The 23,182-nt window shown below is 50.7% G+C and carries 40 protein-coding genes and 1 tRNA gene; 5 read left to right on the forward strand and 36 right to left on the reverse strand.

All coding sequences use genetic code 11. The features are described 5' to 3' along the window. Nucleotides 1-10: 10 nt before the first annotated feature. The 34 genes from KNQ13_RS04295 to KNQ13_RS04460 form a co-directional block, all read right to left on the reverse strand. Nucleotides 11-886 (reverse strand): phage minor head protein, encoded by an 876-nt coding sequence (locus tag KNQ13_RS04295; RefSeq protein ID WP_251027329.1) that lies wholly within the window; start codon nucleotides 884-886, stop codon nucleotides 11-13. Beyond that, nucleotides 879-2,366 carry a phage portal protein gene (locus KNQ13_RS04300; protein ID WP_209548095.1) on the reverse strand — a complete coding sequence of 496 codons (1,488 nt, stop codon included), beginning with the start codon at nucleotides 2,364-2,366 and terminating at the stop codon, nucleotides 879-881. Before KNQ13_RS04300 ends, KNQ13_RS04295 begins: the two co-directional genes overlap by 8 nt. A 12-nt stretch (nucleotides 2,367-2,378) precedes the next feature. Further along, on the reverse strand, nucleotides 2,379-3,653 hold the full coding sequence (locus tag KNQ13_RS04305; RefSeq protein ID WP_209548094.1) for a PBSX family phage terminase large subunit: 1,275 nt from the start codon (nucleotides 3,651-3,653) through the stop codon (nucleotides 2,379-2,381). Beyond that, entirely contained in the window at nucleotides 3,637-4,002 is a 366-nt protein-coding gene (locus KNQ13_RS04310; protein WP_209548093.1) for a terminase small subunit, read from the reverse strand. Before KNQ13_RS04310 ends, KNQ13_RS04305 begins: the two co-directional genes overlap by 17 nt. 102 nt (nucleotides 4,003-4,104) lie before the next feature. Then, nucleotides 4,105-4,446 (reverse strand): hypothetical protein, encoded by a 342-nt coding sequence (locus tag KNQ13_RS04315; protein WP_209548092.1) that lies wholly within the window; start codon nucleotides 4,444-4,446, stop codon nucleotides 4,105-4,107. Nucleotides 4,447-4,741: 295 nt separating this feature from the next. Then, the gene (locus tag KNQ13_RS04320; RefSeq protein WP_209548091.1) at nucleotides 4,742-4,954 is read right to left on the reverse strand and encodes a hypothetical protein; all 213 of its coding nucleotides are present in this window, start codon (nucleotides 4,952-4,954) and stop codon (nucleotides 4,742-4,744) included. Between the two features lie 40 nt (nucleotides 4,955-4,994). Continuing rightward, a tRNA-Pro gene (locus tag KNQ13_RS04325) sits at nucleotides 4,995-5,068 on the reverse strand. 404 nt (nucleotides 5,069-5,472) lie between these two features. Next, nucleotides 5,473-5,724, reverse strand: coding sequence for a hypothetical protein (locus tag KNQ13_RS04330; RefSeq protein ID WP_209548090.1), 252 nt, complete (start codon nucleotides 5,722-5,724; stop codon nucleotides 5,473-5,475). Nucleotides 5,725-5,736: 12 nt separating this feature from the next. Beyond that, nucleotides 5,737-5,889 (reverse strand): hypothetical protein, encoded by a 153-nt coding sequence (locus KNQ13_RS04335; RefSeq protein ID WP_209548089.1) that lies wholly within the window; start codon nucleotides 5,887-5,889, stop codon nucleotides 5,737-5,739. After that, nucleotides 5,886-6,176 carry a hypothetical protein gene (locus tag KNQ13_RS04340; protein WP_209548088.1) on the reverse strand — a complete coding sequence of 97 codons (291 nt, stop codon included), beginning with the start codon at nucleotides 6,174-6,176 and terminating at the stop codon, nucleotides 5,886-5,888. Before KNQ13_RS04340 ends, KNQ13_RS04335 begins: the two co-directional genes overlap by 4 nt. Continuing rightward, nucleotides 6,173-6,472, reverse strand: a complete 300-nt coding sequence (locus tag KNQ13_RS04345; RefSeq protein ID WP_209548087.1) for a hypothetical protein — start codon at nucleotides 6,470-6,472, stop codon at nucleotides 6,173-6,175. The genes KNQ13_RS04340 and KNQ13_RS04345 overlap by 4 nt, the downstream gene beginning before the upstream one ends. Nucleotides 6,473-6,482: 10 nt before the next feature. Continuing rightward, the gene (locus KNQ13_RS04350; RefSeq protein ID WP_209548086.1) at nucleotides 6,483-7,496 is read right to left on the reverse strand and encodes a DNA cytosine methyltransferase; all 1,014 of its coding nucleotides are present in this window, start codon (nucleotides 7,494-7,496) and stop codon (nucleotides 6,483-6,485) included. Nucleotides 7,497-7,542: 46 nt separating this feature from the next. Then, the gene (locus KNQ13_RS04355) at nucleotides 7,543-7,986 is read right to left on the reverse strand and encodes a hypothetical protein (RefSeq protein ID WP_209548085.1); all 444 of its coding nucleotides are present in this window, start codon (nucleotides 7,984-7,986) and stop codon (nucleotides 7,543-7,545) included. Then, complete coding sequence (locus KNQ13_RS04360; protein WP_209548084.1) at nucleotides 7,986-8,522, reverse strand: dUTP diphosphatase; 537 nt, start codon at nucleotides 8,520-8,522, stop codon at nucleotides 7,986-7,988. The genes KNQ13_RS04355 and KNQ13_RS04360 overlap by 1 nt, the downstream gene beginning before the upstream one ends. A gap of 27 nt (nucleotides 8,523-8,549) precedes the next feature. Beyond that, on the reverse strand, nucleotides 8,550-8,837 hold the full coding sequence (locus KNQ13_RS04365) for a helix-turn-helix domain-containing protein (protein WP_209548083.1): 288 nt from the start codon (nucleotides 8,835-8,837) through the stop codon (nucleotides 8,550-8,552). A gap of 289 nt (nucleotides 8,838-9,126) precedes the next feature. Then, on the reverse strand, nucleotides 9,127-9,600 hold the full coding sequence (locus KNQ13_RS04370) for a Holliday junction resolvase RecU (protein ID WP_209548082.1): 474 nt from the start codon (nucleotides 9,598-9,600) through the stop codon (nucleotides 9,127-9,129). Then, on the reverse strand, nucleotides 9,597-9,779 hold the full coding sequence (locus KNQ13_RS04375) for a hypothetical protein (RefSeq protein ID WP_209548081.1): 183 nt from the start codon (nucleotides 9,777-9,779) through the stop codon (nucleotides 9,597-9,599). Before KNQ13_RS04375 ends, KNQ13_RS04370 begins: the two co-directional genes overlap by 4 nt. Further along, complete coding sequence (locus KNQ13_RS04380) at nucleotides 9,776-10,036, reverse strand: hypothetical protein (RefSeq protein WP_209548080.1); 261 nt, start codon at nucleotides 10,034-10,036, stop codon at nucleotides 9,776-9,778. Before KNQ13_RS04380 ends, KNQ13_RS04375 begins: the two co-directional genes overlap by 4 nt. Before the next feature lie 3 nt (nucleotides 10,037-10,039). Continuing rightward, nucleotides 10,040-10,240, reverse strand: coding sequence for a hypothetical protein (locus KNQ13_RS04385; RefSeq protein ID WP_214755786.1), 201 nt, complete (start codon nucleotides 10,238-10,240; stop codon nucleotides 10,040-10,042). Nucleotides 10,241-10,519: 279 nt separating this feature from the next. Further along, nucleotides 10,520-11,851, reverse strand: coding sequence for a hypothetical protein (locus tag KNQ13_RS04390; protein ID WP_209548077.1), 1,332 nt, complete (start codon nucleotides 11,849-11,851; stop codon nucleotides 10,520-10,522). A gap of 35 nt (nucleotides 11,852-11,886) precedes the next feature. Further along, nucleotides 11,887-12,315 (reverse strand): YopX family protein, encoded by a 429-nt coding sequence (locus KNQ13_RS04395; RefSeq protein WP_209548076.1) that lies wholly within the window; start codon nucleotides 12,313-12,315, stop codon nucleotides 11,887-11,889. Nucleotides 12,316-12,328: 13 nt separating this feature from the next. After that, nucleotides 12,329-13,144 (reverse strand): ATP-binding protein, encoded by an 816-nt coding sequence (locus KNQ13_RS04400; protein ID WP_209548075.1) that lies wholly within the window; start codon nucleotides 13,142-13,144, stop codon nucleotides 12,329-12,331. 12 nt (nucleotides 13,145-13,156) lie between these two features. After that, nucleotides 13,157-13,969, reverse strand: a complete 813-nt coding sequence (locus KNQ13_RS04405; protein WP_209548074.1) for a conserved phage C-terminal domain-containing protein — start codon at nucleotides 13,967-13,969, stop codon at nucleotides 13,157-13,159. A gap of 14 nt (nucleotides 13,970-13,983) precedes the next feature. After that, entirely contained in the window at nucleotides 13,984-14,433 is a 450-nt protein-coding gene (gene ssb / locus KNQ13_RS04410; protein WP_209548073.1) for a single-stranded DNA-binding protein, read from the reverse strand. Next, a complete protein-coding gene (locus KNQ13_RS04415) occupies nucleotides 14,430-14,960 on the reverse strand; it encodes a hypothetical protein (RefSeq protein ID WP_209548072.1) in 531 nt (176 codons plus the stop codon). Before KNQ13_RS04415 ends, ssb begins: the two co-directional genes overlap by 4 nt. Nucleotides 14,961-14,982: 22 nt before the next feature. Further along, the gene (locus tag KNQ13_RS04420; protein ID WP_209548071.1) at nucleotides 14,983-15,153 is read right to left on the reverse strand and encodes a hypothetical protein; all 171 of its coding nucleotides are present in this window, start codon (nucleotides 15,151-15,153) and stop codon (nucleotides 14,983-14,985) included. Then, on the reverse strand, nucleotides 15,150-15,842 hold the full coding sequence (locus KNQ13_RS04425) for a Sak single strand annealing protein (protein ID WP_209548070.1): 693 nt from the start codon (nucleotides 15,840-15,842) through the stop codon (nucleotides 15,150-15,152). Before KNQ13_RS04425 ends, KNQ13_RS04420 begins: the two co-directional genes overlap by 4 nt. 12 nt (nucleotides 15,843-15,854) lie before the next feature. Then, a complete protein-coding gene (locus tag KNQ13_RS04430) occupies nucleotides 15,855-16,355 on the reverse strand; it encodes a siphovirus Gp157 family protein (protein ID WP_209548069.1) in 501 nt (166 codons plus the stop codon). Beyond that, nucleotides 16,352-16,795, reverse strand: coding sequence for a hypothetical protein (locus tag KNQ13_RS04435; RefSeq protein WP_209548068.1), 444 nt, complete (start codon nucleotides 16,793-16,795; stop codon nucleotides 16,352-16,354). Before KNQ13_RS04435 ends, KNQ13_RS04430 begins: the two co-directional genes overlap by 4 nt. A gap of 13 nt (nucleotides 16,796-16,808) precedes the next feature. After that, entirely contained in the window at nucleotides 16,809-16,991 is a 183-nt protein-coding gene (locus KNQ13_RS04440) for a hypothetical protein (RefSeq protein ID WP_209548067.1), read from the reverse strand. Further along, complete coding sequence (locus tag KNQ13_RS04445) at nucleotides 16,988-17,263, reverse strand: hypothetical protein (protein WP_209548066.1); 276 nt, start codon at nucleotides 17,261-17,263, stop codon at nucleotides 16,988-16,990. Before KNQ13_RS04445 ends, KNQ13_RS04440 begins: the two co-directional genes overlap by 4 nt. A gap of 265 nt (nucleotides 17,264-17,528) precedes the next feature. Beyond that, nucleotides 17,529-18,314 carry a Rha family transcriptional regulator gene (locus KNQ13_RS04450; RefSeq protein ID WP_251027325.1) on the reverse strand — a complete coding sequence of 262 codons (786 nt, stop codon included), beginning with the start codon at nucleotides 18,312-18,314 and terminating at the stop codon, nucleotides 17,529-17,531. Between the two features lie 13 nt (nucleotides 18,315-18,327). Further along, on the reverse strand, nucleotides 18,328-18,585 hold the full coding sequence (locus KNQ13_RS04455) for a helix-turn-helix domain-containing protein (protein WP_209548065.1): 258 nt from the start codon (nucleotides 18,583-18,585) through the stop codon (nucleotides 18,328-18,330). Nucleotides 18,586-18,625: 40 nt separating this feature from the next. Continuing rightward, nucleotides 18,626-18,844, reverse strand: a complete 219-nt coding sequence (locus tag KNQ13_RS04460; RefSeq protein WP_209548064.1) for a helix-turn-helix transcriptional regulator — start codon at nucleotides 18,842-18,844, stop codon at nucleotides 18,626-18,628. Nucleotides 18,845-19,075: 231 nt separating this feature from the next. On the opposite strand from KNQ13_RS04460, the gene KNQ13_RS04465 reads away from it, so the two are divergent. Continuing rightward, the gene (locus tag KNQ13_RS04465) at nucleotides 19,076-19,456 is read left to right on the forward strand and encodes a helix-turn-helix domain-containing protein (RefSeq protein WP_256439766.1); all 381 of its coding nucleotides are present in this window, start codon (nucleotides 19,076-19,078) and stop codon (nucleotides 19,454-19,456) included. Between the two features lie 21 nt (nucleotides 19,457-19,477). Here KNQ13_RS04465 and KNQ13_RS04470 read toward each other — a convergent pair whose 3' ends face one another. Next, nucleotides 19,478-19,663 (reverse strand): hypothetical protein, encoded by a 186-nt coding sequence (locus KNQ13_RS04470; protein WP_209548062.1) that lies wholly within the window; start codon nucleotides 19,661-19,663, stop codon nucleotides 19,478-19,480. Between the two features lie 274 nt (nucleotides 19,664-19,937). On the opposite strand from KNQ13_RS04470, the gene KNQ13_RS04475 reads away from it, so the two are divergent. The 4 genes from KNQ13_RS04475 (at nucleotide 19,938) to KNQ13_RS04490 (ending at nucleotide 22,782) form a co-directional block, all read left to right on the forward strand. Continuing rightward, a complete protein-coding gene (locus KNQ13_RS04475) occupies nucleotides 19,938-20,510 on the forward strand; it encodes a DUF4352 domain-containing protein (RefSeq protein ID WP_209548061.1) in 573 nt (190 codons plus the stop codon). Between the two features lie 64 nt (nucleotides 20,511-20,574). Further along, on the forward strand, nucleotides 20,575-21,693 hold the full coding sequence (locus KNQ13_RS04480) for a tyrosine-type recombinase/integrase (protein WP_209548060.1): 1,119 nt from the start codon (nucleotides 20,575-20,577) through the stop codon (nucleotides 21,691-21,693). A 196-nt stretch (nucleotides 21,694-21,889) separates the two neighbouring features. Beyond that, nucleotides 21,890-22,210 carry a winged helix-turn-helix transcriptional regulator gene (locus KNQ13_RS04485; protein WP_014971504.1) on the forward strand — a complete coding sequence of 107 codons (321 nt, stop codon included), beginning with the start codon at nucleotides 21,890-21,892 and terminating at the stop codon, nucleotides 22,208-22,210. 116 nt (nucleotides 22,211-22,326) lie between these two features. Next, on the forward strand, nucleotides 22,327-22,782 hold the full coding sequence (locus KNQ13_RS04490; RefSeq protein WP_034774081.1) for a flavodoxin: 456 nt from the start codon (nucleotides 22,327-22,329) through the stop codon (nucleotides 22,780-22,782). Between the two features lie 58 nt (nucleotides 22,783-22,840). Here KNQ13_RS04490 and KNQ13_RS04495 read toward each other — a convergent pair. After that, a partial coding sequence (locus KNQ13_RS04495; protein WP_214773191.1) for an IS3 family transposase occupies nucleotides 22,841-23,182 on the reverse strand: 342 nt, incomplete at its 5' end.

The raw sequence follows: 23,182 nt of genomic DNA on the forward strand, positions 1-23,182 counted from the left end.
AAGTGCCCTCCTATTCAAATTGATCAATGGCTCCCTGTCGGATGGCGTTCTTTTCCTCAGCGGATAAACCTAAGATATTCTGATCGACGACCGGAACCGTCGTGCAATGACAGTTGATCCGTTGCTTGGCGGACAATGAGGTATCCCGCGGATACTTCGCGATTTCACCCTCCACGTCAAAGAACTCATTCAGCCCCTTTTGCGTACCGCTGAGTGCGACGTGCGACGGACGAGGCTTGTTCTTGCGTCCTCCGCTGTGCAACCACTCGACACCAATGACAGCGGGTGATTGCTGGTAGGCTTCATCGTCCCCGACACTGGCAGCGGTCAACGTTTCCGTGATGGCAACCCGTCGTGCGCGTGCCCGGTCGAAATCCGGTTCATCTTTCAACGCTTGAATGACGTCATGGACGCTCCCGCGCTGTTCCAACGTACTGGCAATGACTTTCGTCACCTTGTTGGCGGTGTTCTGGTCAAGGATCTTCCCCAACTCATCGCTGTACGCCTGCATGAAGCGGATACGGCTTGGACTGATCGCACTGAACACGACGTCCTTGTCAATCCGCGCCATCGTCGTGCTGGCAATGTGAGACGCCACCTCCTGCAAGTGCGGCATCAGGGCTAGGGACACGGCAGGCGCCATCGTGACGGATGCAAGAACGCCCGGTAAGCCCATCTGAAACGCAAAGCCCATCGTTTGCCCGACTTCGGCATAAAACAGTTCGATTGCCTTGATGTAATCATTCCGGTGCTCCCGTAGGAGCTTGGCAAGGACCGCTTCCAATCCGTTGATCCGTTCAATCAGGTACTCGACTTCTGGAAAGTCTTTCAGCAGACCTCTTAACTCATCGTCGTCCGCTTTCGTGATGAAGGAGATGTCACACATCGTCCTCACCCTTCCAACCCCCGACGACATCGTTCAGTTCGTCGAGACCGTCGCGGACATCCTTCAAAATGAACGCCAGTTGCCCGTTCTCTGCTTTGGCAAGGGCTTTCCCCTGTGCATCTGCCATGACAGTGAGCGGGTCTTGTGGGGCGTTTTGTTGCGGCAAGTCGTATTCATCACCTTGGAGCATTTTCAGCGGCACCCCGAACATCGGAGATACGATCGTGCGAATCTCATTCGTCGTGAGGTGTTCTTTCGTCTCCGCGATGACCTTCGTAATCAGTTCCCCATCGACGATTTCCGGTGCGCCCAGTTCGACCTCGACGTATTGGTACCCGTAGCTTGGCAATAGGCGTCGATTGAACAGGTTCTCAATCTTCTTGCGTTCCGGTTGGAACACTTGCTCCTCGGCTAATTCCTTGGCCGCTTCGACCGTCGCCCGGTTGTAATCGTTCGATAGCCCGATGTAGACCGGCGGCAAGCGGAAGGCACTCAGGATCTTATCCCGCGTCTTATCGTCGTAATCGAGGAACAAAGCGTCCTTTTGGAGCATGTCCGCAAGCGATTTGATTTCTACCTTCGCGACGTTCTTGTCATCGAGTCCATTCGATGTCGTTTCCGCTTCAAGGACGAGGATTTTATGCTGCAACTCCTCATTGCCGACCGCTTGGGTATACGAAGCAAGCGCTGTTTCCGCTTCCGGTGTCAATTGACCGCCTGTGACCGTAATCGCCATCGGGGTATGACGTCCTTGGTCGAAGTAACGCCAGTTCAGTTCCTCTGCCTTGCGTGCGCCCGTAAGGGATGGGACATGCCCAATCCAACGCGGTGCCCCGTAATGCCCGGGACCAATCTTGTCGTGAATGATTTCCGTTGCCGGCTTGGCAGGTGGGTCCTGCTTGTACTCACCTGTCTCAGCGTCCATATAACGCGGGTCACCGAACTCTCGGAAGAATACTTTACCTAAACGGAACTTGCGGAACTTACGATAGGCGGTCTTCTTGACCCCTCGCCGCTCGATCGTGACCTCAACCGGATAACCCGGCTTGCTGATCTCCATCGTGTCTGGTTCGACGCGAACGACCTCGATGACGTTGTTCTTCGGATCGCGAAGCACTTCCATGAACGATTCCCCGACCGTCTCCCGGTCTTCAATCGCCTGTTCGAACTCCTCGACCGGTGTCTTATCGAATGCCATCCAGTCCAGCACCTCGGTCAGTGCGTTCCATTCCGACTTACGAGGGTCTGTCTCCTCGCCTTCTTCGATGTACTTGGGCCGGAACCCGAAACCGACGATGTTCTGCTTATAGGCTTCGATGACCTGTTGCAGGACCGTTGATTGTTCGACGACGTAGCGGAGGGATTGCTTCGAGTAAGGCGCAGTAATCCACTGGACCCCGTCGTCTCCCCACTTGAAGATTTCGTCCGCTTTCGTGACAGGCAGCGTCTTCGCGTTCGCTTTCATCAGTTGACTTCTCATTGATTCACCACCTTAGTAAAGTAATTTCCGTCCCTCACGCCGCTTGCGGAGTTTGAGTTCCTGCAAGCGCCAAGATTCCGTGGCATAGCGGAGGGCAGCGATCGCATCGTCGAAGAAGTTGACCGGCTCGTCGAGATACGTGTTCGTTTTCGTGTCTTTCTTCCATTTCCACTGTGATAGCTCTTTATAGAGGTTTTGGCACGATGGATGGATGTATATCTTGCGGCGTTTGAGCCAATCGATTTGATCATTGACACTCCCTGCCCCTTTGATTACAGCGCGGGCATTGAATCCTGCTTTTTGTAGCATCCGAATACGGTCCGGCTCAGCGGAATCACAGTACATAAGCCGTTCACGTTCCCACTTCTGTTTATCGAGCAATTGGATGATGTCATCCATGTCCTTCTCGTGCTCGTACAGCTCACGGAAGATATATAGGTCTCCATCTTTTATGCCAACCTTCAAGACGGCGTCAGCGTGGTTGAATCCGAAGTCATGCCCCATCTGCCAATCGTCGAAGCGGGATGGGTTCGGGTCGAAGTCCTCGACGACGAAATTCGTGAGAATCTGTCCGCCTAGTTCGCCCCACTCCCCTAATCCGTACACACGGTAGCCGTCCGGGTCCTGTTCCTTCCGTCGCATCATGCGGCGATGGTACGCCTCGTCAATGAAACGGTTCTCGAGGTACGTTGACTGGCACGTGAGAATGTCCGGGTCCTTGTAATCGAAGTACTTCCGCTTGATCCAGTGCGTGGCTGATACCGGGTTGAACGTGAACGTCATCTGATAGTACAACTCGGGATTGTCGAGAATCCCCCGTAACCGGTCATCGAGTATGTCGATATCGGACTCCAGTAACTCCGTCGCTTCTTCCACCCAAATCCACGTCAGTTTCCCGCGAGGGAAGTTAATCGATTTGACCTTCTCACGTTCGTTCGCATCCTTCATGCCGCGGAAGATGATGGCGTTGCCTGTCACCTTGCTCTCTAAATAGAGGGACGGCGAGGAGCGGATGACCCAGTACATGGGCCAGTCTGATCCGTAGATGGCGAATAAAGCACTCTGCAACTCAGCAAACGTTGAGTCCTTGTTCGATGCGTCAATCTTCCGGACGACGAGCAGGTTTGCTCCCTGGTACCGCAGGTCACTCAGCTTGACGATGTAATCCTGTGCCGTGTTGACGGACTTACCGGAACCCGCGGAGCCTTTGAGTGCGCGGTAGCGGTGCTTGGATTGATTGGACTGCCGGAACGCCGGGTTAAACTGAAGCTTAACCGTCCTGACCATAATCCACCTCAATCCGGAGGGCCATGTCGCCGCTAATCTCTTTCCGGTCGATGTATGCCCCATATGTCTTGTTCAGCAAGTCCGCCGCCTTGATGCGGTCCTTTGGTTCGATGTGATCACTGCGCATCGTCAACGTCAGGAACTCCTTGACTTCTTCTGCCGAGGCAATCGTTTCTTTCTGAATCTTGCTATTCAATTCATCGACGTAGGCCATTATCGTCGTATTTTGTAGTAGCTTGGTCGTGTTGCCCCGCGCTGAATACCCTGCCTGTTCTGCCGCTTTCTCTGCGTTACCGAGCTGAACATACAGCTCCGCGAATCGTTTCTGCTTCTCTGACAGCTTCCCCATATCTTCACCCTCTCTCTTATACTCTCCAGCCAACCGACTAGGACGATCCCCATCGGCTCGTTGCAAGGCATAAAAAAAGACGCCGGTTAGGGCGCCTTGTTGTTATAAGTGTTTATAAGCAAGCACAAGCAATTCATCTTTACTTGGGCTAAAACCTTTTTCGCTCAATAAATCAAAAGCTATATCTGAAATTCGTTTCGCTTTATCTGCCGAAGTCTCGGTTTCATTTGGCTTAGTTTCTCCGTATTGATTTGATACATCTTCTAATGACTCTACTTCTGACCAACGTATCGATAGTGAATCGCCTGCCTCAAGAAAAACAGGTGCTTTATGTTCTATATCCTCAATGAGGTCATTCAATTTAAATGTATCTGGCACCGGTATATCTACGTCGTGTCTCTTGCCTGAACGCATATTGAATCTTACAAACGCAACTCTACTCATGGTTAGTTCCTCCTCTTATTTCGTCACTCCAGGAGGCTCGCCCCTGTCCAACGTCAACCGGTACAACATGTGAATCTCGCTTTTGTACTGCCCCTCGCAATCCCTTACTCGAATGGTCGCTGTTTCTGACAACAACGTGGTGATCACACCACTACGGTTCGGCGAATTCTTGTACGTCGTCTTCACGCGGTCATGCAGTTTCAGTTTGGACATGTGCCTTGCTCCTTTCGTGTACTCCAAGCAACGGGCGGTACCCACTGGTTGCAAGACACGAAAAAAGCACCCCGAAGGATGCTTACGATTGTTCTTCTTCTGCTTCATCTAACGCAATCATGTAATCCGATAGACCCTTAGCAGTCATGAAGACTTCATCTGCTGGATCTAGTATTTCGATGACATATCCGTATTCGTAATCCACGGTGACGACGGCAAAGTCTAAAGCTGCTTTCTCCGTGTCGAACTTTCGTTCCATTCTCTCGTAGTAGCGAGAATACTTCACGGTCCACATAGTGTTCCCTCCCCTGCATCTGACGTTCTCGGTTATTCGATCTCCCCTGTAGGAATTGAACCTACGACCTCACGGACCCAAACCGTGCGCTCTACCAAGCTGAGCTAAGGAGAGGTAATAAAACCGCCTGACACCGCGACAGACGGCTTTAACTATTTAGTACGGCAGGAAAGGGTGCTCGGACAAACGCTCGCAATCCATATAACTGTTGCCGCAGTACTACTACATACATTGCTTTGGCTTATCCTGCAAACAACGCACGACCACTCCGCCCTATGACGACGACTCGGAAGTCTTTGCTATGTGTGTGGCTGCGTCATGCGCTGTTCGCAAGGGATAAACGCGGAATCATGCAAGGGATGGATGACCCGGCGCTTATCCGTTGTGTACCGCCCCGGAAGAGGAGAAACAAAACCGGATTGGTATATTCCTAATTTACCATGGCAAAACGTGCTATCCCTTGCCGTTTCCTTTACTTATCCTTTACCTCACAAAAAGACGCCCCGAAGGACGCCTGCTTATTTCATATAGTCACTTTCGATTTCCAATCCTGCTCCGAAGTAACTCTCCGTGTCCATCATGTGGACTTGGCAACCGTAAAAGCGTGCATCCTTTTTCTTGGTGGATTCATTCCCCATCGATGTAGCGTTGTCGCAGAGTTCGCGCCACTCTTTACGTCCGACATAGAAGACGACTTCGTACTTGTGACGCAAGCTGTTCAAGTCTCGCAAAGCCAAGTCAGCTTGTATGCAAATTTCTTTATAATTCATCTTGTCTCCTCCTTAACGTTTTTTCTTTTTAGGTTTCGTTCGCTTCGTGTTAGCAATAAATGCTTTTTGATTCTGTTCATTTCTGACATCATCCAGGAATCGAACTGCTTTGTATTCTTGCAAAACTCGTTTATGACTAAATCCACCTTGATTTCCGATTATCATTCCGTTTCCTCCTCTCGGTACAAATCGACATTACTTTTGAGTGGTCGATTCAATAGCAACGGTACTGGAGCAATCGCCAGGTGCCAGTTTGATACCGTATGACATACCTTGCAACGCTTTATCAGGATTTCTCCATCGTGCAAGGTCTCGCCGTTACTGAACAACTCCGTGTGACATGACGGACAAAAAATTGCGACATACTGGCGTTTCGGTTCACTGTTCTTCAAATCCGATAGACCGATTGCCGAGATCCATACGATGGCTAATAGAATCAATATTGTAATCATTTCGTTCCCTCCCTCAGCTTCTTCTCATACACGCTCTTTGCCTTAAAAACCGCCGTGTGCGTCGTGTCGAACAGCACAGCGACGTCCCTCCCCGAGAACCCATGCGACAGCAAGGTGTACATGGCACGGGTGACGAGGTCTGTTCTTCCTGTCTTCTTCAATCCGTGCAGCTTCAACCAACGCTTGACGACCCGTTCGCTGACGTGATAATGACCGGCGAGCCATGTAATCGTCATGTTGGCATCGATGTAATGATCGTACAGTTCTTTTTTCGGCGGCACTTCGTAAATCGTCATGGTCTCCCTCCTAAAATAAGCATTCCTGCAAAACAGGTGCGCTACTCGTCTGATTCAGCAGCAAGACTTCGAAGATCGCTTCCAGTACCGGGACGACGATGCTATTGCCCGCCAGTGCATACAGCGTGGCGTTTCGTTTCCCTGGCTTCATCGGGAACTGGTGCAGCATCAAATCAAAATCCGCGTCATCAAATCCCATCAGTCGCCATACTTCCCGTTCAGTCAGGTAACGGTACGCCGGTTGATCGTCGAGACGAATGATTCCTGCATTCGGGCAACGGTCTTGCCGTTCGGTGATGGTCCAACAGAACTCATCGATGACACCAAGCCTACGTTTGTAGGCATCTCCTCGTTGCACCGGGTTGAACTCCTCAATCTTATTCAACATCGACGGAATTGTGATCATGTATTGCGGATCCGTGATGCCCTTCTCTAAATACTGTGAGATGGGTTGCATGGGGCGTTTCGTCATTTGGTGGAACTGGAACGCTTCTCCAAGTGTTGAGACGCAAAAGACACGCTCTCTCGCTTGTGGGACGCCGTAATCCCGGGCATCGATGACATCAAAGGTGTTCGTGTAACCAAGCTCCGTCATGTCTCGCAAATATTCGTTGAATGCCGGGATGGTCCGCTTGTCGAGTACCCCGACGACATTCTCCCAGATGACTGTTTTCGGTTTCCATTCGCCCATGTTGCGAATGATCTTAATCGTTTCGTGCATCAGCGAACTGCGTGTGCCGCTGTCCTTGCCTGCGCCCCGTTGTTTGAGTGACGCATCGATGCGGCTGCTGAACTGGGCCCGTGAGTTGTCTTGGCAGGGACTGCCGTGAACCAAGACGTCTGGTCGTAAGTCCCATCCGATGACCGATTGTGGTTTGTGCCGGTGATCGTAGAGGGCATTGTACGCCCGCACCCGATTTTCCTGAATCTCGACGTAATCAATCGACTTGTGATCGATACCGAGATTAATCAATGCTTTTCGTGGTGCCCCGATACCGCCGAACAGTTCAAGTATCTTAATCAAGGTGACTCCCCCTTTATCCCGACAAGTGCCGAGGAGCGAATGCCCCTCAGTACCCGTCTCCGAAATGGTCGTGAATGATGCCGAGTAATTTGTTCTTGATGCCGTAGTACGTCCGAGTCGAGCTGATCCGCATCTGTTGCATGACGGCGTCGTCCGACCGGAAGTACCGTGGATCGTACAGCAGGTCCCACAGCTCACGTTGTTGGTCATCGATCAGCTCGACGTAGATCCGGTGCAGGATGTTCAGGCGCATCTCCAGGACTTCGATCTCGCTCTTTGCCATCGCATACCGTTCGACCTTACTGCCCGGCGCTTGGTGCGTCTGAACCTCGCTCGGCACGTACCCGGGCGTCATCTTCGTTGCGGCAAGCTCCGCCATCGCGGTCTTGCTGGCGATCCGGCTCGGGAGTGTGAAGTATTCCTTCAAATGCTTCCCGGCTGCCTTGCGTTGCCCCTTATCCAGTCGTGTCTCGAATAGCCGCTCCTGCATCAGTAGGCCTCCAAGATTCGGCGGTAGTTTTCGCTATTTTTGCGTTCATACATGCCGATGATGTCCGTCTCCGTGTAGCCCAGTCGCTCCAAGATCAGCGACCACGCCGCGAGCATCCGGTGTTTGCGGTCAGACCGGAACATCTCGAGGTAGAGCGCGTCGAGCGTCTCGTCGTTGCGTTCGTAGGACTGCCGGTCGAAGATGGCTAAATCGTACTGGTGTTGATGTTGCGTCGGTTTGTAGTCAGTCATGAGCAGCGAGCAGTAAAAGTGCAGCCAATCAATCGCTTCTTCAAGCACCTTCTCCGGATCCATGCGCTTGTTCGACCAATACTTGAACGTCTTCGTCTCGTTGATCATCTCGCCGGCTTCGACGAGGAGGGAGACTTCGCGCTTCGTGTGCAGGTCATACTGGAACTCGTGCGGCGTGATGCCCTTGTCTTCGCAGATGTGGCGGTCAAGGACGACTTGCTTGGCACAGATGTCTTGGAGGGTGGCGAACGATACGATGAGCGGTTGCGGTTCTTGGTACGTCATGGATTCAAAACTCCTTCTATGTGTGGTTTAGTCGACTTGTTTGCTGAGGTTTGCCCGGTGGATCCAACTGTCGATGGTCGTCGGCTTGACCTTGTAATGTCCCGCCAGTTCGACACGCGTGTAATCCCGTTCGATATACAGGTCGTAAATCTCGTCCTCGTCCGGCATCGGGACGCGCTTGCTGTATCCCGTTTCCTTGATGACGTTGCGGACGGTCGTGACGGAGCACCCGTACAAGCTCGCGATCTCCTGTACGGTGTCTCCCGCTTGATACAATCGTTTCACTGTGGCGTATTGGCTTGGTTTGATCAACATCGTGACGCCTCCTAGTCGTCTAGCTGATTGACGGGGTGATGGGGCTAAATTCAAACTTTTATTGGATTAACGCAATTACAATCCAGACCACCAAAAACATAAGAGTGTAAATCTCTTTATATCCGCTGTATAAATGGTCAGACTTAATCAAAAAGTTAACGATAGGTACAATTAAAAAACTTGGTAGAAATGTTATCAAAAACGTAATGACAAAAGGTAAGGCTAAAGGTTTGCAGATTAGAAACAATTCTTCAGAATGATCGCTCATCTTTTCATCTCCCTATAAAATTTATTGTTTTAGTCCTGCCAACCAATCCACCGCGCACCCGTTCGTCGCCGCGATCTCCGTCCCGCATTTCTCGAACGTCGAAAGCGGGATGCTCGCCCGGTTGCTGTATTTCGTCCACCCGTCCCACGCGCTCAGGAAGGCGTCCGGCGGAAGCAGGTACATCTTGCCTACATCGCTGAATCGAACGAGCAGGAAGGTGGTCGTTTGGAGCCTGTCGAGCGTGCGCATCGTCTCCGCTTGGTGCGGCTTGATGTTCTTGAGCGGAAAGCTCTTGCCTTTCGTCTGCTTGGCTTCGAAGAAGATGCCTTTACCCCCGTCAATCGTCCCGAAGTAGTCCAGTCCGTTCGCTTCGGCGTAGATGGTCTTGACGATCTTGCCTGCCTGTCCGCGGATCGTCTTCACACTCGGCTCACTCTTGAACACGAGCGCCTTGCCTTGCAGCTTGTACACCTGATTCGCCTGCTCGATCATCATTTCGAATTGCTTGCCTGCTTGCTGTGATACCCGCGCCATTCTTGCCACCCGACCTTTCGTAGTTCTTCGTATTCGTAGGCAATGAAATCCCCGTATTGCCACACGCGTTCTAACGTGCCATCCTTGCGTCGTTCTGCTTTGTATAAGGTCTTGCCTCTCAGCAGGTGCGTCCGCTTCATGGTGCCCCCACGTAGCGCCGAGTATGTGTCTCTCGACATTCCATCGTGCTGATGACCGGTGTCCACCCTGCGAGCCGGTAATAATTGAGCGCGTCCCGGTGCGTCAACTGCCGGTGCGTCCCCTTGCGCATGTTGTAGACGTCGAGTTGGCTTGCGAGGGACAGTTGCAGGTCGCCCCGCTGGAGGACGATCCGTCCGCCGTAGCGATTGAGGTAATCCATCAACTGATTGAACTGCTTGACCTTTGTCATCTTCATGAGTTAGCCTCCCGTGTATTCGAGAATCAATGAGTACAGTGTCGTGTGCGGCAATTCTTCTTCGTAGATCGTGATCAGTTTCCACCCTTGCCGGATATAGGCCCGGGCAACGTTGTCCCGTTTGCGTTCTCCTTTGGCGTACCTGCTGATGCGGGTGCCGACTGGCGGCATTAAGTTCGAGCGAGGGCTGGGCTTTCGACGCATCGACGTAACCGCGAGTTCTCGTTGCGCAGTTGCAAGTTCTCGACGAGCAGCTCCTCGTACGTCTTCAACTTTTTTGGCATCGTCGGTGCCTCCAGTAATGGGTCAGGCGTGCCGGCTCCCTCGTACTGGATATTCTTCGCGCCCGCTTGTTCAAGCAGTTCGTACACGCCTGCCTCCGTCATGCCGAGTGCTTTGGCGATGTAGTCGAGTGGGCGTTTGTCCATGTAGAGCGTCAGTGCCGTGCGGCGCGACGGCGTTTCAGTTCCCGTGGCGATGGGTTCATAGGACTTCCTCGATGACGAACCGGACTTCCGTCTGCTTGACCAGTTTCCCGTCGCGATCTACCACGTCGAACTTCGTCTTGACTTTGGCGTGCTCAATCTGATTGGCGACGAAATGGACCCACTTGTCGTTGCGGATGTCCCGTTCTTCCGTCTCCTGCTTCACTTCTGCGATGGTTTCTGTCATCTGTTCTTCCTCCTTCATCATGGCTTCGATGGTATAGTCTCCGACAAACCCGTCACTTTCCGTCGTGACGGCAGTTTCCTGGGCGGCGAGTGTAGGTTGATCCACTTTTTTGTTAGAGCGTTGGCTAGAAAAACCGTTTTTCTTTCGAATTACTGTCTCATTTTCCTTAGCCAGTTGGTCTAGTTCTGGATTTTCTTTAACTCGTGCTCGAAGGAGATATGAGCCTATTCCGGTTTCCTTAGCGATTTGGCGCAAAGACTTTCCTTCGTTCAGCAACTTTTCTACAAGCTCTAAATCGATTTGCTTTCTTTTAGCGCGTGGTTGAGTTACCTTTCGGCTAATAAATATCTGATGTAGCTCTTTGTTGGCTTTGATACGATCTGTAGCGGTTTTCGAAGTAACTTTGGCAGCCTCCCCGATTTCCTTTAGAGTCTTACCTTCTTCGAGCATTGCTTTTGCCAAAGCATAAAATTCCTGACCCGAAACCCCTGCCACACTTCTGCCTTTCAGGGGATTTTCTCCTTTGTTCAATGTCAAACCCAATTTTCGAACGGTCGATCGAGCTGTGTGAACGTTCAAGTCAAGCTCTGTTACGATTTCTTTAAATGTCATGCCTTTTTTCGCGCAATCTATGATTCGTTGATTGCGTTCGTCCATTTGTTTTTGTTTTTTTGTTGGCAAAATCGGGACTTTCTTCTCCGGCTTATTTAACTTCAACCCCAATTTCTGAACAATCTTACGCGTAGTATTTCGATGCAATCCAAGCTTTTCGACGATCTGTTCGAACGTCATACCTTCATTCACATACTGGATGACTGTTTGGTTCCGTTGCTCTCTCTGTTTCGCTCTCATTTCGCTATCTTGTCGCTTCTTCTCTTCGGACTTTCTTGTCGCAACCAACTTCGAAAGACGTTTATATCGACTGGATAGCGTTCCTGTTTCCACTTCCAAGCTACGCTCGATGGAATAGCGAGTTTCTCCACTCTCAATCCGCTTCGTTAATTCTTCGTCAGAGATAGTTTGAGCTACATTTTTTTGGATTACTTTTTTTCGATTAATCGGTTGAATACCACTGGAGGAAATGACTTCCTCCACGTATTCGAGCGTTAAATCATCAAGTGCCGCAATCTGTTCGACGGTCATGCCCCGTTCGTAGCGTTTGAGGATCAGCTCGCGTGTCATGACGGGTCCTCCAGTTCAAGAAGGTGCGGATGTTCGAAGATGTTTCCAATGACTTCATAACTGTCAATGTGAATCGGCAAAAACGAACTCTCTCGCCATGAATCACCTTCGTACTTTCGTGTGAAGTCACATTTCAATTCAAAACCATTCTTTCTCCAAACGACTTCGTAAACGTTTTTGTTTGAATATCTTTGCTTGAGTAAGTCACCTTCGAAGATTAGGACGCCATTTTTGTCACTAACACCTGTGTACTGCATGTATTGAAGATGTTCTAATTTTGGAAAAGATGAATCCCAACCTTCGTTAAGGTCACGACCTAAAAATGAACCGTCACTGCATAGTTCGAATGAAATGTCATCCTCTTCACCCACAAAGTACATTCGGTCTTTCACGTTGTCCCACGCTCGGAATCTAATCTCGCGCATGCTCTCTCCCCCCTTACCAGTTTGGTGTGCGTGTCTTGCGGTAATCCTTGCCGTTCATCGCGATCGGTCGGGCGCCTCCGAACATCCGGGAAGCGTGGGCCGGTTTCGCAATCGTGTACAGTTCTTCGAGCGAGTAGTTCGTCGTGAACATGGTCCGCTTGCCTTGCCGTCCGTCGAGGATGATGTAGAGCTGCTCCATCGCGAACTCCTTCGAGGCTTCGATGCCGATGTCGTCGAGGACGAGCAGGTCGACGTCCTTGCAGAGTGAGATGATGTCGTCTGAACTGACCTCGCTGTCCTTCCGGAACGTCGAGCGGATCTTCGTCAACAGGAGCGGGACGCTGATGAACAGCGCCGTCTTCCCGTTGCGGATCGTCTTCTTCATCGCGCTGAACCCGAGGTGACTCTTGCCGACGCCCGGTGTCCCGTGCAGGATGACGTTGCCGTTGAGTCCTTCGTCGACGTAGCGCATGATGAGTGCCTTCGCCTCGAGCAGGTTCGGGTCCGTCGGTTCGTAGTTCGAGAACGTCGCCGTCTTGAGGTCGGGGCTGACGAGCGTGTTCGTGATCAGCGTCTGGATGGCATTTTCTTCGCGTGCCTTCGCATTGATTGCCGCGTTCTCTTGCTGCACCCGTCGCATCTCGTCGAGGACGGCACAGTTGCAGGTCTGCGCCCACATCTCGTTCTCAACCAACGTCATCGGGTTCGTGTAGCGGATGCGGTTGATCGTCTGCCCACAGTTCGGGCAATCCTTCGACTCGAGGATGGTCGCCGGGCGAATCCGTGCCATCGTCGTATCGTTCGTTTGCGTTTCCACATGATGCTGCATGTCATGACCTCCTTATCGTGTGCCGAACATCTCTTCCATCGTCGGCTTGCATTTGGTTTGCGGTGCGCTGTTGAGGTAACTCTCGAACTTCGGACCGAACAACGTCTCCGGCCGCAAGAACTCCTGCATCTTCAAATCGTTCTGCCAGGCTTCGACTTTCGTATCGATCACACGCTTGAAATCATCGAGGGCGAAGCCTTCTTTCAGACGAGCGTTGATGAGGCGCCGGGTGGCCTTCGTCGTGGCTCTGTATTTTTTGCCTGTCTTCGAGTTGAGATAGTCAATGATGTCGAGGTGGGTCGTCGAGGCTTGCTCGACAATAGGTTTATCTGTCGTAGTCTCTGAAGTAGTCTTTGTTGTAGTCTCTGTTAAGGTTTTTAACCTTTCGTCAAAATGGATTTCGACCTTTGGGTAAAATGGATTTTCACCTTTGGGTAAAATGGATTTTGACCTTTGGGGAAAAACGGAATCAATGACGTGTTCCGGGTGAAGATGGATGTGGACCGTCGGTGATCCGTCGAACTTGAATAGCTTCGTCTCGATGAAATCCTTGTCGACCAGTATCTTGATGGCCCGGTCGAATTGCTTCGGTGTGATGCGGATTTCGTCGTACCAGTCCGCCCGTCCTTTGGCGAGCCAAAGCTTACCTTCCTTCTGGACACGGAGCTTGGGACGTCCGTCTTTTGACGGGAGATGCCAGTACACGATTTGACCGAGGAGGATGCCGGAGAGTAAATCCCCGGTCATGTCCACGTAGGTCTTTTTCACACGGAACGCATCTTCTGCGAACCGTTCAATGGCGAGTAATGATTGCAGGTCTTCCATTTCGCTTCACTCCTTTAGAACGGTAAATCGTCATCACTGAGGTCGATTGAACTGCCACCTGAGAATGGATCAGCACCGAAACCACTTGCCGGCTTATCCTGTTTTGGTGGCGTTTCCTGACGTGGTGCTGATGATTCGCCATCCTTCTTTGAGTCGAGGAACCGGACGCTGTCTGCGACGGCTTCCGCTCGGTACTTTCGATTTCCATCTTTATCGTCGTAGCTGCTGATTTGAAGGCGTCCAGTGAGTCCGGTCATCGAACCTTTCTTGAGGTATTGCGTGACGTTCTCCGCTTGTTTCCGCCAGACGACGCAATCGATGAAATCGACTTCCTTCTTGCCATCCTGCCCCGTGAAGGGACGGTCACACGCTAATGTGAAGCGAGCGACCGCAATGCCGGATTGTGTGTAGCGAAGTTCAGGATCGCGCGTTAAGCGACCGACGAGTACGAGTTGATTGATCATGATGTTGCCTCCTTAAAAGCGTTTTTTAGTTGTTCGCGTTCTAATTGGACTTTCAGAAACTCTTCGTGCGTCAATTCGTTCAGTTGTTCTTCGGGTACACTGCCTGCATGCTCCCAAGTCAGATAAAAATCATTGGCGTAGTGGAAGTGGCGCATACCTGAATATTGTGAGAAACCGGACATGAAGAGGATGACTCCGATGTTTTCGACGTTTACCGAATATTTGGCGACAATCTCAGCGAAAGATTTCGCTAACTCTTTTCCTACCTTTAGATTCATTTTCGGCGTGTAGCCGTTCGCCTTCGGATGCGGTCGGAATGCTTTCTGTTTGTCTGGATCCAGTGCTTTAAACGCTTCTGGTGTGATGACAAGTTGTTTGGGTGATTTAAAGTATTCTTTCGATGTTTCGATGCCTAAAAGCTCACTCACTTCCTTGTGGACGTCGAGCCATTTAGCATCCGCTTCGTGGTTTGCCTTGAACCCTTTATATAGAAAGCTGTCTCGTTCTAACTTTGCGTATCGTGTCATGTTTATCTCCTCCCGAGCGCCCTTAGCGGACGCTCTTTTCGTAGTCTTGGTGTTGCAGGGCGTTCTCGCGTTCTTCTTCGAGGCAGACGTTGCAGACGAGTTCACCGAACACGTCGCGGTCCCCGCCGAAGGGAATCATCTGTTGGCAGCGGGAACACGTCTCTAATGCTTCGTATTCGTCCATGAGTTTCATGCCGATTCCTCCCTTTCTTCCGGTCCTGAAACAGTTTCGAGTTCTGGAGTGACTTCCGGTTCAGGTTCCACGACTGGCGTGATGTGTTCGAGTTCTTCTGTAATGAGATCGATGGCCCAAATGGCATCGGCGTATTCCATTCCGGCAACCATGGCGTATTGTTTGTAGATTTCAGCCGGTTCGACGCCTCTTGCTTTCGCCAGTGTTCGTGCAGCATGTCCCAATTCGTTGAGAAGGTCTTGTGATGCCGGGTCCGGTTTACCTGGGAGGTCTTGACCGGCGTAGATATAAAGTCCGAGTCCGTGATGGGCACACGCTTTTGCGAAGCATCGTTTGTGTGCCTTATTGATGTCAGTCACTTTCGGGTTCGCCATCGCAGCGTTTCGATTGTCCATGACCGGCAGCCATTCTGTTTCCGTCTTGCCATGAATCGTGACGGACGTTTTGACCATCACACCCTCGCTCGTTTTGAGGTAAGGTACCGTGAATCCTTCGATGATTTGCGTACCGACCAGGTACGGGAACTCATGAATCGTGATCGTCGCGTTCTCATCGACCTTCTTGATCTCGCGGAGTGCGTAGACCCAAGAGAGGTAGCTGAGTCCGTTCTTTTTCTCAACGTTCTTGCCGACATCTTTTTCGGAGAATCGCTCGAATAGCGTTTTCTTCCGGATGATAGGTTCACTCATGTCCGTTCCTCCTTATTTGATTTGTAGGTTCGTCTTCGTCACCAGCCGGGCGCCGTCGATGGCTTCCCCTGCTTTGAGGAGCTTGCCGATGGCCGTCTTGTCCGGCTCTGTCGTCGTCTTCGTGCGCAGGAGTCCGACTGGCAAGGCTTCGGCGTCCGTGATCTCGACGCTCGTGCTTGGTCGATAGGACACCGTGTACAGTGCCGTCTCGAGCTTGTTGATGCCTGCGACCTGCAAGGACTCGTCGACGTAGGTTTTCAGACGTTCTGCTTTCGTCTCGTACACTTTGCGTCGTGCCGCGAGGCGCTGTTCCTCTGCCTTGAGTGCTGCCGCATCGTTGAGAAACTTCTGCCGGAAGTGGAGCACGCTTTCCGTTTTGACTTCGAGCGCTTCGTCGAGTGCGTCGAGGGTGTCGGCGATGACGTCCGCGCCTTCCATGTCCTCGAGGTCGTAGCCAGTGAGCGCGTCGAGCAATGCCTGTTTCTGAGCGGATAGGTGGTATAGGGTGGTCATGTGAGTTCCTCCTCTGGGACGTCTTCGATTGGGATGCATTTGTCTAGTTCTTTTTCAATACAATTCAATAGCTCTTTGTTTCGGAAGTCGTAATCCCAATTCTCCGTTTCGTAAGCGCTCATGCTTTTCGAGTTGAATCCAACTTTGTGCCATACATCGCCATCTTTAAAAGCTGCAACCCATTCGTCTGGTCGTGCTAACATCTCAACGCGGACATCGAACGGCTTTTTGACGTACCAGTCTTTTTCGAGGAAGTCTGATAATGTTAAACTTGTACCACCAGTTGAAAAGTGTGTTTTGAACTCTGTTTCGACCCAAACCGACGTACTTTTTTCAAGGACGAAATACCGACGTGATTCCGCATCGTACACTTCTTGGTGGTTGATCAATCGTTCAACCGCTTCTTTACCAGTGATTTTTTCAAATCGTTTCATATCCATCGTCGTTTCCTCCTTAGCGTCCGAGATCCCGGAGAATCTCCATCGCTTCATTGGTGATGCCTTGTAACTCAGCTTGCTGATCGTCCGTTAAGCCAAGCTCTCTGTGTGTTTCCATCAAGTGTTGGATAAGGTTGATGAGGCGGGGTTGCGCCTCTGCGACTTCCGATAAGCGTTCAGCGAGTTGTGGTAGGCTCATAGCGAATCCTCCCCTGCCGTGAATAGGTTGTTTTGCTCGTCGAGGACCGTTTCGATGCCGTACATCTCCTGGTGCGCCAGTTTGATGTGTTCCTGCGCCGGGTGGTCCGCGTCGAGTGTCAGTGCCATGTTGGCGAAGTGGGCGTACGTCGCGTCGAGTGCCGCATGAATCGCGTCAATCTTGACCGGACCCTTTGCGATGAGGGCGAGCATCTCGGGTGTCGCTTGGATGACCGGTGCGATCGTCTTGTCTGATTTGTGGATGGTGACCATATCGTTTCCTCCTTATGCGGGTGCATGCTACAATGAAGATGTCTAGTAATCAGAGAGCATGACGCCTTGTGTGTCGTGCTTTTTTTATTTGCCGTAAATCCGTTTGAGTTCGTCGCGATTGCTGATGAAGACGAGACTTGCGATGAGGCTGTAAGTGATCAGAACCATGGGTCACGGTCGTTCCGTTCGATGTAGCACGTGCCGGCGAACAGGATAAAGCCGAATAGTAGGAACATGCTGCAAAAGAACCAAAATGTGCTGTCCATCAGTCGACCTCGTCCATCGTGAGCTGTTGGTTCGCATGTTTGATCATCAGGCGTAGTTCTGTATCCGGTGCCCATTCCGTGATGAACTCCAGTGCATCGTCGAGTTTGCGTTTTGCCAAGTCGCCGTATCGGGCCATCTTGAAATGCCGCTTGAACTCGCTCCAAAACTGAGCGTAGGCTTTCGACCGGATCGATTTGTCCTGGTAGGCGTTTGAGTCACGGCCGCCGAGTGCTTTGATGACTTGCGTGCTGCCGGCTTTCTTAATCTGATATTCTTCCGTCGTGTTGATCCGCATCGAACTCTTGAGGTAACTGACATCCTCGGTCAGTTCGTTTAGTTGCTGTTCCTGCTCCGCTTGTTGCATGGCGATTCGTGCCGTCAATTGCGTTTGTGTGAGTGCCGGTGCATCCTGTTTGAGCATCGCTTCCATCTCGTTGAAGGCATCGATGTACGCCACTTTGAACTTCATCGCTCGTTTCCCCGTGTAACCCATCGCCAGTAACGTGAATCCATCCCGGTTCATTAGATACACCCGACGGTCCCGACCATACCCATCCGCTTCCATCGTTTCGAAAAACATATGTCCAAAATTGGGCACATCTTTTTTCAGTGTTCCGATATCCCGTAAAACGTGTTTGTGTTCTTTGCTGAATTGATCAGCGACTGTGACCGATGAAGTGACGGCTGTTTTATCTTTCAAGATGACCAGTGTTTGCGTCGGCTGATTTTGTGCTTTGCGCTTGACGTCTTCGCCAGCGAGCATTTGGAAAGTCGATGTGACCATGTGTGTTGCCTCCTTATTTTTGTTTGCTGATCAACCACGCATCGAGATCGTCGCGGTGATAGCGGGTGTTGCGGTTGACCTTAGACGACTTGAGCACCCCGTCTTGGCGTGCGTCGTACAGCGTCCGTTTGGAAAATCCGGTGTACTCTTGTGCCTCGCTCTCGCTCATCCAGACTTTAGTCGACTGCATTGCCAGTGCTTCAGCAATTCGCGTGTCGATGAGTGTCGTGAGCTGTTCCGGGGTAAAGGACAATACGACGACTTGTTGCATTGTGTTGCTCCTTTCTATACGATATAAATGAACTTATCCATTAATTTCGTACCTCTTCTTCAAAAAAAAGTTCCTCAACCGTCGTGTGAAGAATTTTGGCGATTGTGATGGCCTGTCCGACGTAAATGTTCTGGATGCCCGACTCCATCAAACTGATTGTCGCTGATGTCTTGTAACCCAGTTTGCGTGCGATGTGGACCTGCGTGATGCCCATCTCCTCACGACGCTTCTTCATACGATCGCGTCCCGCTACTGTCATGTTTGTCACCTCCTTGTTCGTTTCTGTACCCTAACTATATATCCATTCTTTTCGTATGTCAAAGGTTTTATTCAATATTTTCGTATTTTCTTTTTGGATTCGTAAAATATCCAATTTTTATGTAGAATAAAGGTGCATGGATTGGCCCGCACCTTTAGGATAGTATCTATAGAGGGAGAGGGACTTAATATGGAGACAACATATAGGAGTGAGGTCAGATTAATGGAGACGATGGGAGATCGAATTCGGATGCTACGACAGGAGTCTGGGATGACTCAAGTAGCAATCGCAAAGAGGTTGCAAGTAAAACCGACGACATACAACTCATGGGAAAGAAATGCTTCCATGCCGAAACACGAAAAAGTATTAGAATTAGCGGACTTATTCGAAACGACGTTAGATTACATGTATGGTCGAACAGAGGATAGAAGAACGACACTAGATGAATATAAAATGGAACAAATGGTAGATAACAAGATACTGCGCATATTAGGACTATCGAAAGAAGAAATTGCTTCCCTTAGCAAAAAAGACTTTGACCGGATCATCGATTATACAAAGCTCGTTATTCAGGCGCACGAAAATGAATTAAAAAATAAGGACACCCAGTGACGGTGTCCTTTTTTATGGTCTTTACTTAAACAATGTTTTCCTTGACGGTATCTCGTTGTTATCAAGCGCCTCAGCATCTAGTTGAAAAGCGATGATATTTCCTTTGCTGTCCGTAAAACAAATTGCGACGGGTCTATCACGAGTCAATAATTTATCCAGGACGCCTTCTTCATTTCCATTACTTTTTTGAATAGCTACCAGCCCCATTGACACAATCCCCTTCATTGTTCGCAAAAATATACGAACAGGTATTCTTATGATTCTTTACTCATAGTAAGCAATTTTGCAGAATAATACAATAGACCCATTACAATATTTTCTAGCGTATGCCTAAATTCGTTCGACAAAAACGTCAGACCTTGTCGAATACTTTTCTATTATTCGCATAAAACGGCATCGTACCGGGAACTTACTTAGTATAGAATGAGTATGGATATGTATCACATAAATGGCAAGCGTAGGAATAAAAGGAGGATGGAGCATGAACGGAAGAAGAATGGATCGGCAGTCGGGATTAAGTGGCAAAGGGACCGTGTTCGCGATACTCGGTGTCATCGTGATCGGTGGCGTCTTAGGCGCCATGAGTGACGACGAAGCAAGCAGCACGGACGTGAAGACGGAACAGGTCGAGGCGGAAAGTACGAAGGATGACGGTGTGCGGGTGGCAGATGTCGGAGAGTCGGTTAAGGTAAACAACCTGACCATTACGGTCGATGGGAGCGAAGAACCGGTCTCGTTAGACGGGGCGGAAGGAACACAAGGCAAGATTGTCGTCATCACGGCCACGATCCAGAACGATGACAAGGAAGCCCGTACGCTTGATGACTCGATGTTCCAGTTGACGGCCGGCGGCACGACGTATGATGCCGACACAACGTTGTCTCGTTATGCGAACGACGGGGACTCCCTTTTCTTCGACAAGATCAACCCGGGTCTCAACCGGACGGTGAAGATCGCGTACGAAGTCCCGCCAACCTTATCCGGTTATGACGTCCTCGTCGAAGGTGGCGTCGGAACCGAGGCTGGTGAACAAACCTTAATCAAGCTAAACTAAGGGCACTCAGGTGCCTTTTCTTACAAACAGAATTAGAACGTATGTACGCAAGAGGAGGAACATCATGAATTACAAAATCATCAAGCTCGACAACGGCAAGTATTGGACCCGCCTCTCGTTGGTGGCGAAAGATGGGTCCCGGTATCAGCCGAGCAAGACCGCCCGGACGCAAGGCGAACTCAAGCGCTGGGCGATGGACGAGATCCGCAAGAACGAAGAAGGCTTGACGGGACGAGCGAAGAAGATCCGTGTCGCGGACGTCGTGACGGAATACATGGCGAAGCACGCGACCCTGCTCAAGGACATGACGCTCCACGTCCGGCATTACGAGTTGCTCCGCTTGACGCAACACTTCGGCACACGCGACATCGGCAAGCTCACCCGCAAGGAACTGATCGACTGGACGGACCAGATGGCCGCGATGCGCGGCATCAAGACGAGTAGCCGCAATGCCGGTGCCCGGCACATCAACGCCCTGCTCAAGTATGCGCGGGAACAGGACTACATCACCGACCGTGAACTCCGCATCCCGATGCGCCGCGAATACAAAGAGCGCGATAAGACCCTTTGGACACTTGACCACATCAAACAGTTCGAAGAACGGTATAAGGACGAGCCGGAAGCGAAACTCTACCTCACGCTGATCTATACCGGCATGCGGAGCAACGAAGCCCGCTCGCTCGGATGGGGACAGGTGGACTTTAAGGATAACGTCATCCATGTCGAACGGCAAGCCCATCAACCGTATAAAGCCGGACGCAAGACGTGGGCGACGGTCAAGACGGGCGAGAGCCGTGTCGTCCCGATGAGCAACCGACTCCGTAAGATATTGGAACGCTGGCGCTTCGAACAACGGACGTGGTTGCACGAACATGGTGCCGATAACGAACAGGACCTTGTCTTCACGCTGGCGAACGGTCAGTATATCTACGATGCCTATGCGACCCGGGCGTTCAAACGTCTGCTCGAAGAGACGGACTTGCCTTCGATCACGTCGCACACACTCCGGCACACGTACGCGACCTTGCTCATCCAGGAGGGATTGCCATTGACCGGTGTGCAGGCGATGCTCGGGCATGCCAATTTGAGTACGACGGTGCAGACGTATTTGCACGTCACCGACGAAATGAAGGACCGGACACGGACCTTGCTCGACGCGATGCACGACGACAAAAATGCCTGATGTGCAAGCCAACTGTGCAGATTCTGTGCAGGTGTTTTTGAAGTGTTTGGCACCGACTTTCTAAAACGTAGGTATACCAACGCTTTTGATGAAAAGTAAGCAAGTTATTTCCGGTCTGTTATTTTACTTTAAGTAAAATAATTCGTATTTTGATGTTAAAGTGGGTATACTAATACTATAGAAAGGATGAGTGCTGATGGAAGAGACATTAATTCCGACTGCCCTTTGTCCCCGAGTCGAACATGCCTTTGAAATTTTGGGCAAGAAGTGGACGGGCTTGATTTTACGTCATCTCATGACGAAGACCTGTCGTTTCAACGAAATTCAAGATGCGATTCCGGAGTTATCTGGTCGTATGTTAACGGAGCGCATGAAGGAACTTGAGGCGGAAGGTATTGTCATCCGGACCGTCATTCCGGAACGTCCGATTAAAATTCAATACAGTTTGACTGACAAAGGTCGTCAGCTTGAACCTGTCATTCGTTCAATCGAAGAATGGGCCGAGCTCCAAGACTGACACAAAAAAGACTCTCCCTATCGTGTGGAGAGCCTTTTTTTATTTCTTCTTTTTGCATTGAGAACGATTATCAATTAAACTAAAGAGGTTCACATCTTGGAGAAAGGATGATTCACATGAACATCATGATTGGTTTTGTCAGCATGTCCGGAAACACAGAAGACATCGTGCAGATCTTGCAGTCGGAACTCGAGCGCAAGGGCTGTACGGTTCATATACAAGAGCTCGATCAGTTATACCCGTCCGACTTTTCCAAATATGATGCCGTTTTACTCGGCTCCTACACATGGGGGGACGGCGATTTGCCGTACGAAGCAGAAAACTTCGTCGACGAGTTGGGTGAAAGTACGTTAAACGGCTTAGCCGCTGCCGCCTTTGGTTCCGGTGACCTCGATTATCCGAAATATTGTGCAGCCGTTGATACGCTCGAACAGACGCTTGTTTCGGCCGGCGCGACAGTCGTCGTTCCTGGACTGAAGATTGAATTCGATCCGAATACACCGGAGAAACAGGCCGCCTGTCACACCTTTGCCGAAGAATTTTTCTTGCGGTCACAACGCTTGCATGCCTAAACCAAAGACCCCGGCTGACATTGAACTGAACCAAAAAAGTTAGACAATAAATAATTTGTCAGGCGACCTTGAGGACCTGAGTCCGGTATTCCACCGGGCTCAGGTTTTTTAGGCGTCTCTTGATACGACGATGGTTATAGTACTCGATATAACGCTTGAGCTCACATTTGAAGTGGTCCATGTCATCGAACTCCTTGAGATACAGGAGCTCTGACTTGAGCACGGCGAAGAAGCTTTCGATGGCTGCGTTGTCGAGACAGTTGCCCTTACGGGACATACTTTGCGTGATGCCGTGCTCGTGGAGTTTACCGATGAACGCTCGGTACTGATAATGCCAACCTTGATCGGAATGGAGGATTGGCCGTTCCTTCCCGTCGAGCTTCCCGATTGCCTGGTCCAA

The sequence above is a fragment of the Exiguobacterium sp. s128 genome (genome assembly GCF_018618815.1).
GTDB classification, from domain to species: domain Bacteria; phylum Bacillota; class Bacilli; order Exiguobacteriales; family Exiguobacteriaceae; genus Exiguobacterium_A; species Exiguobacterium_A antarcticum.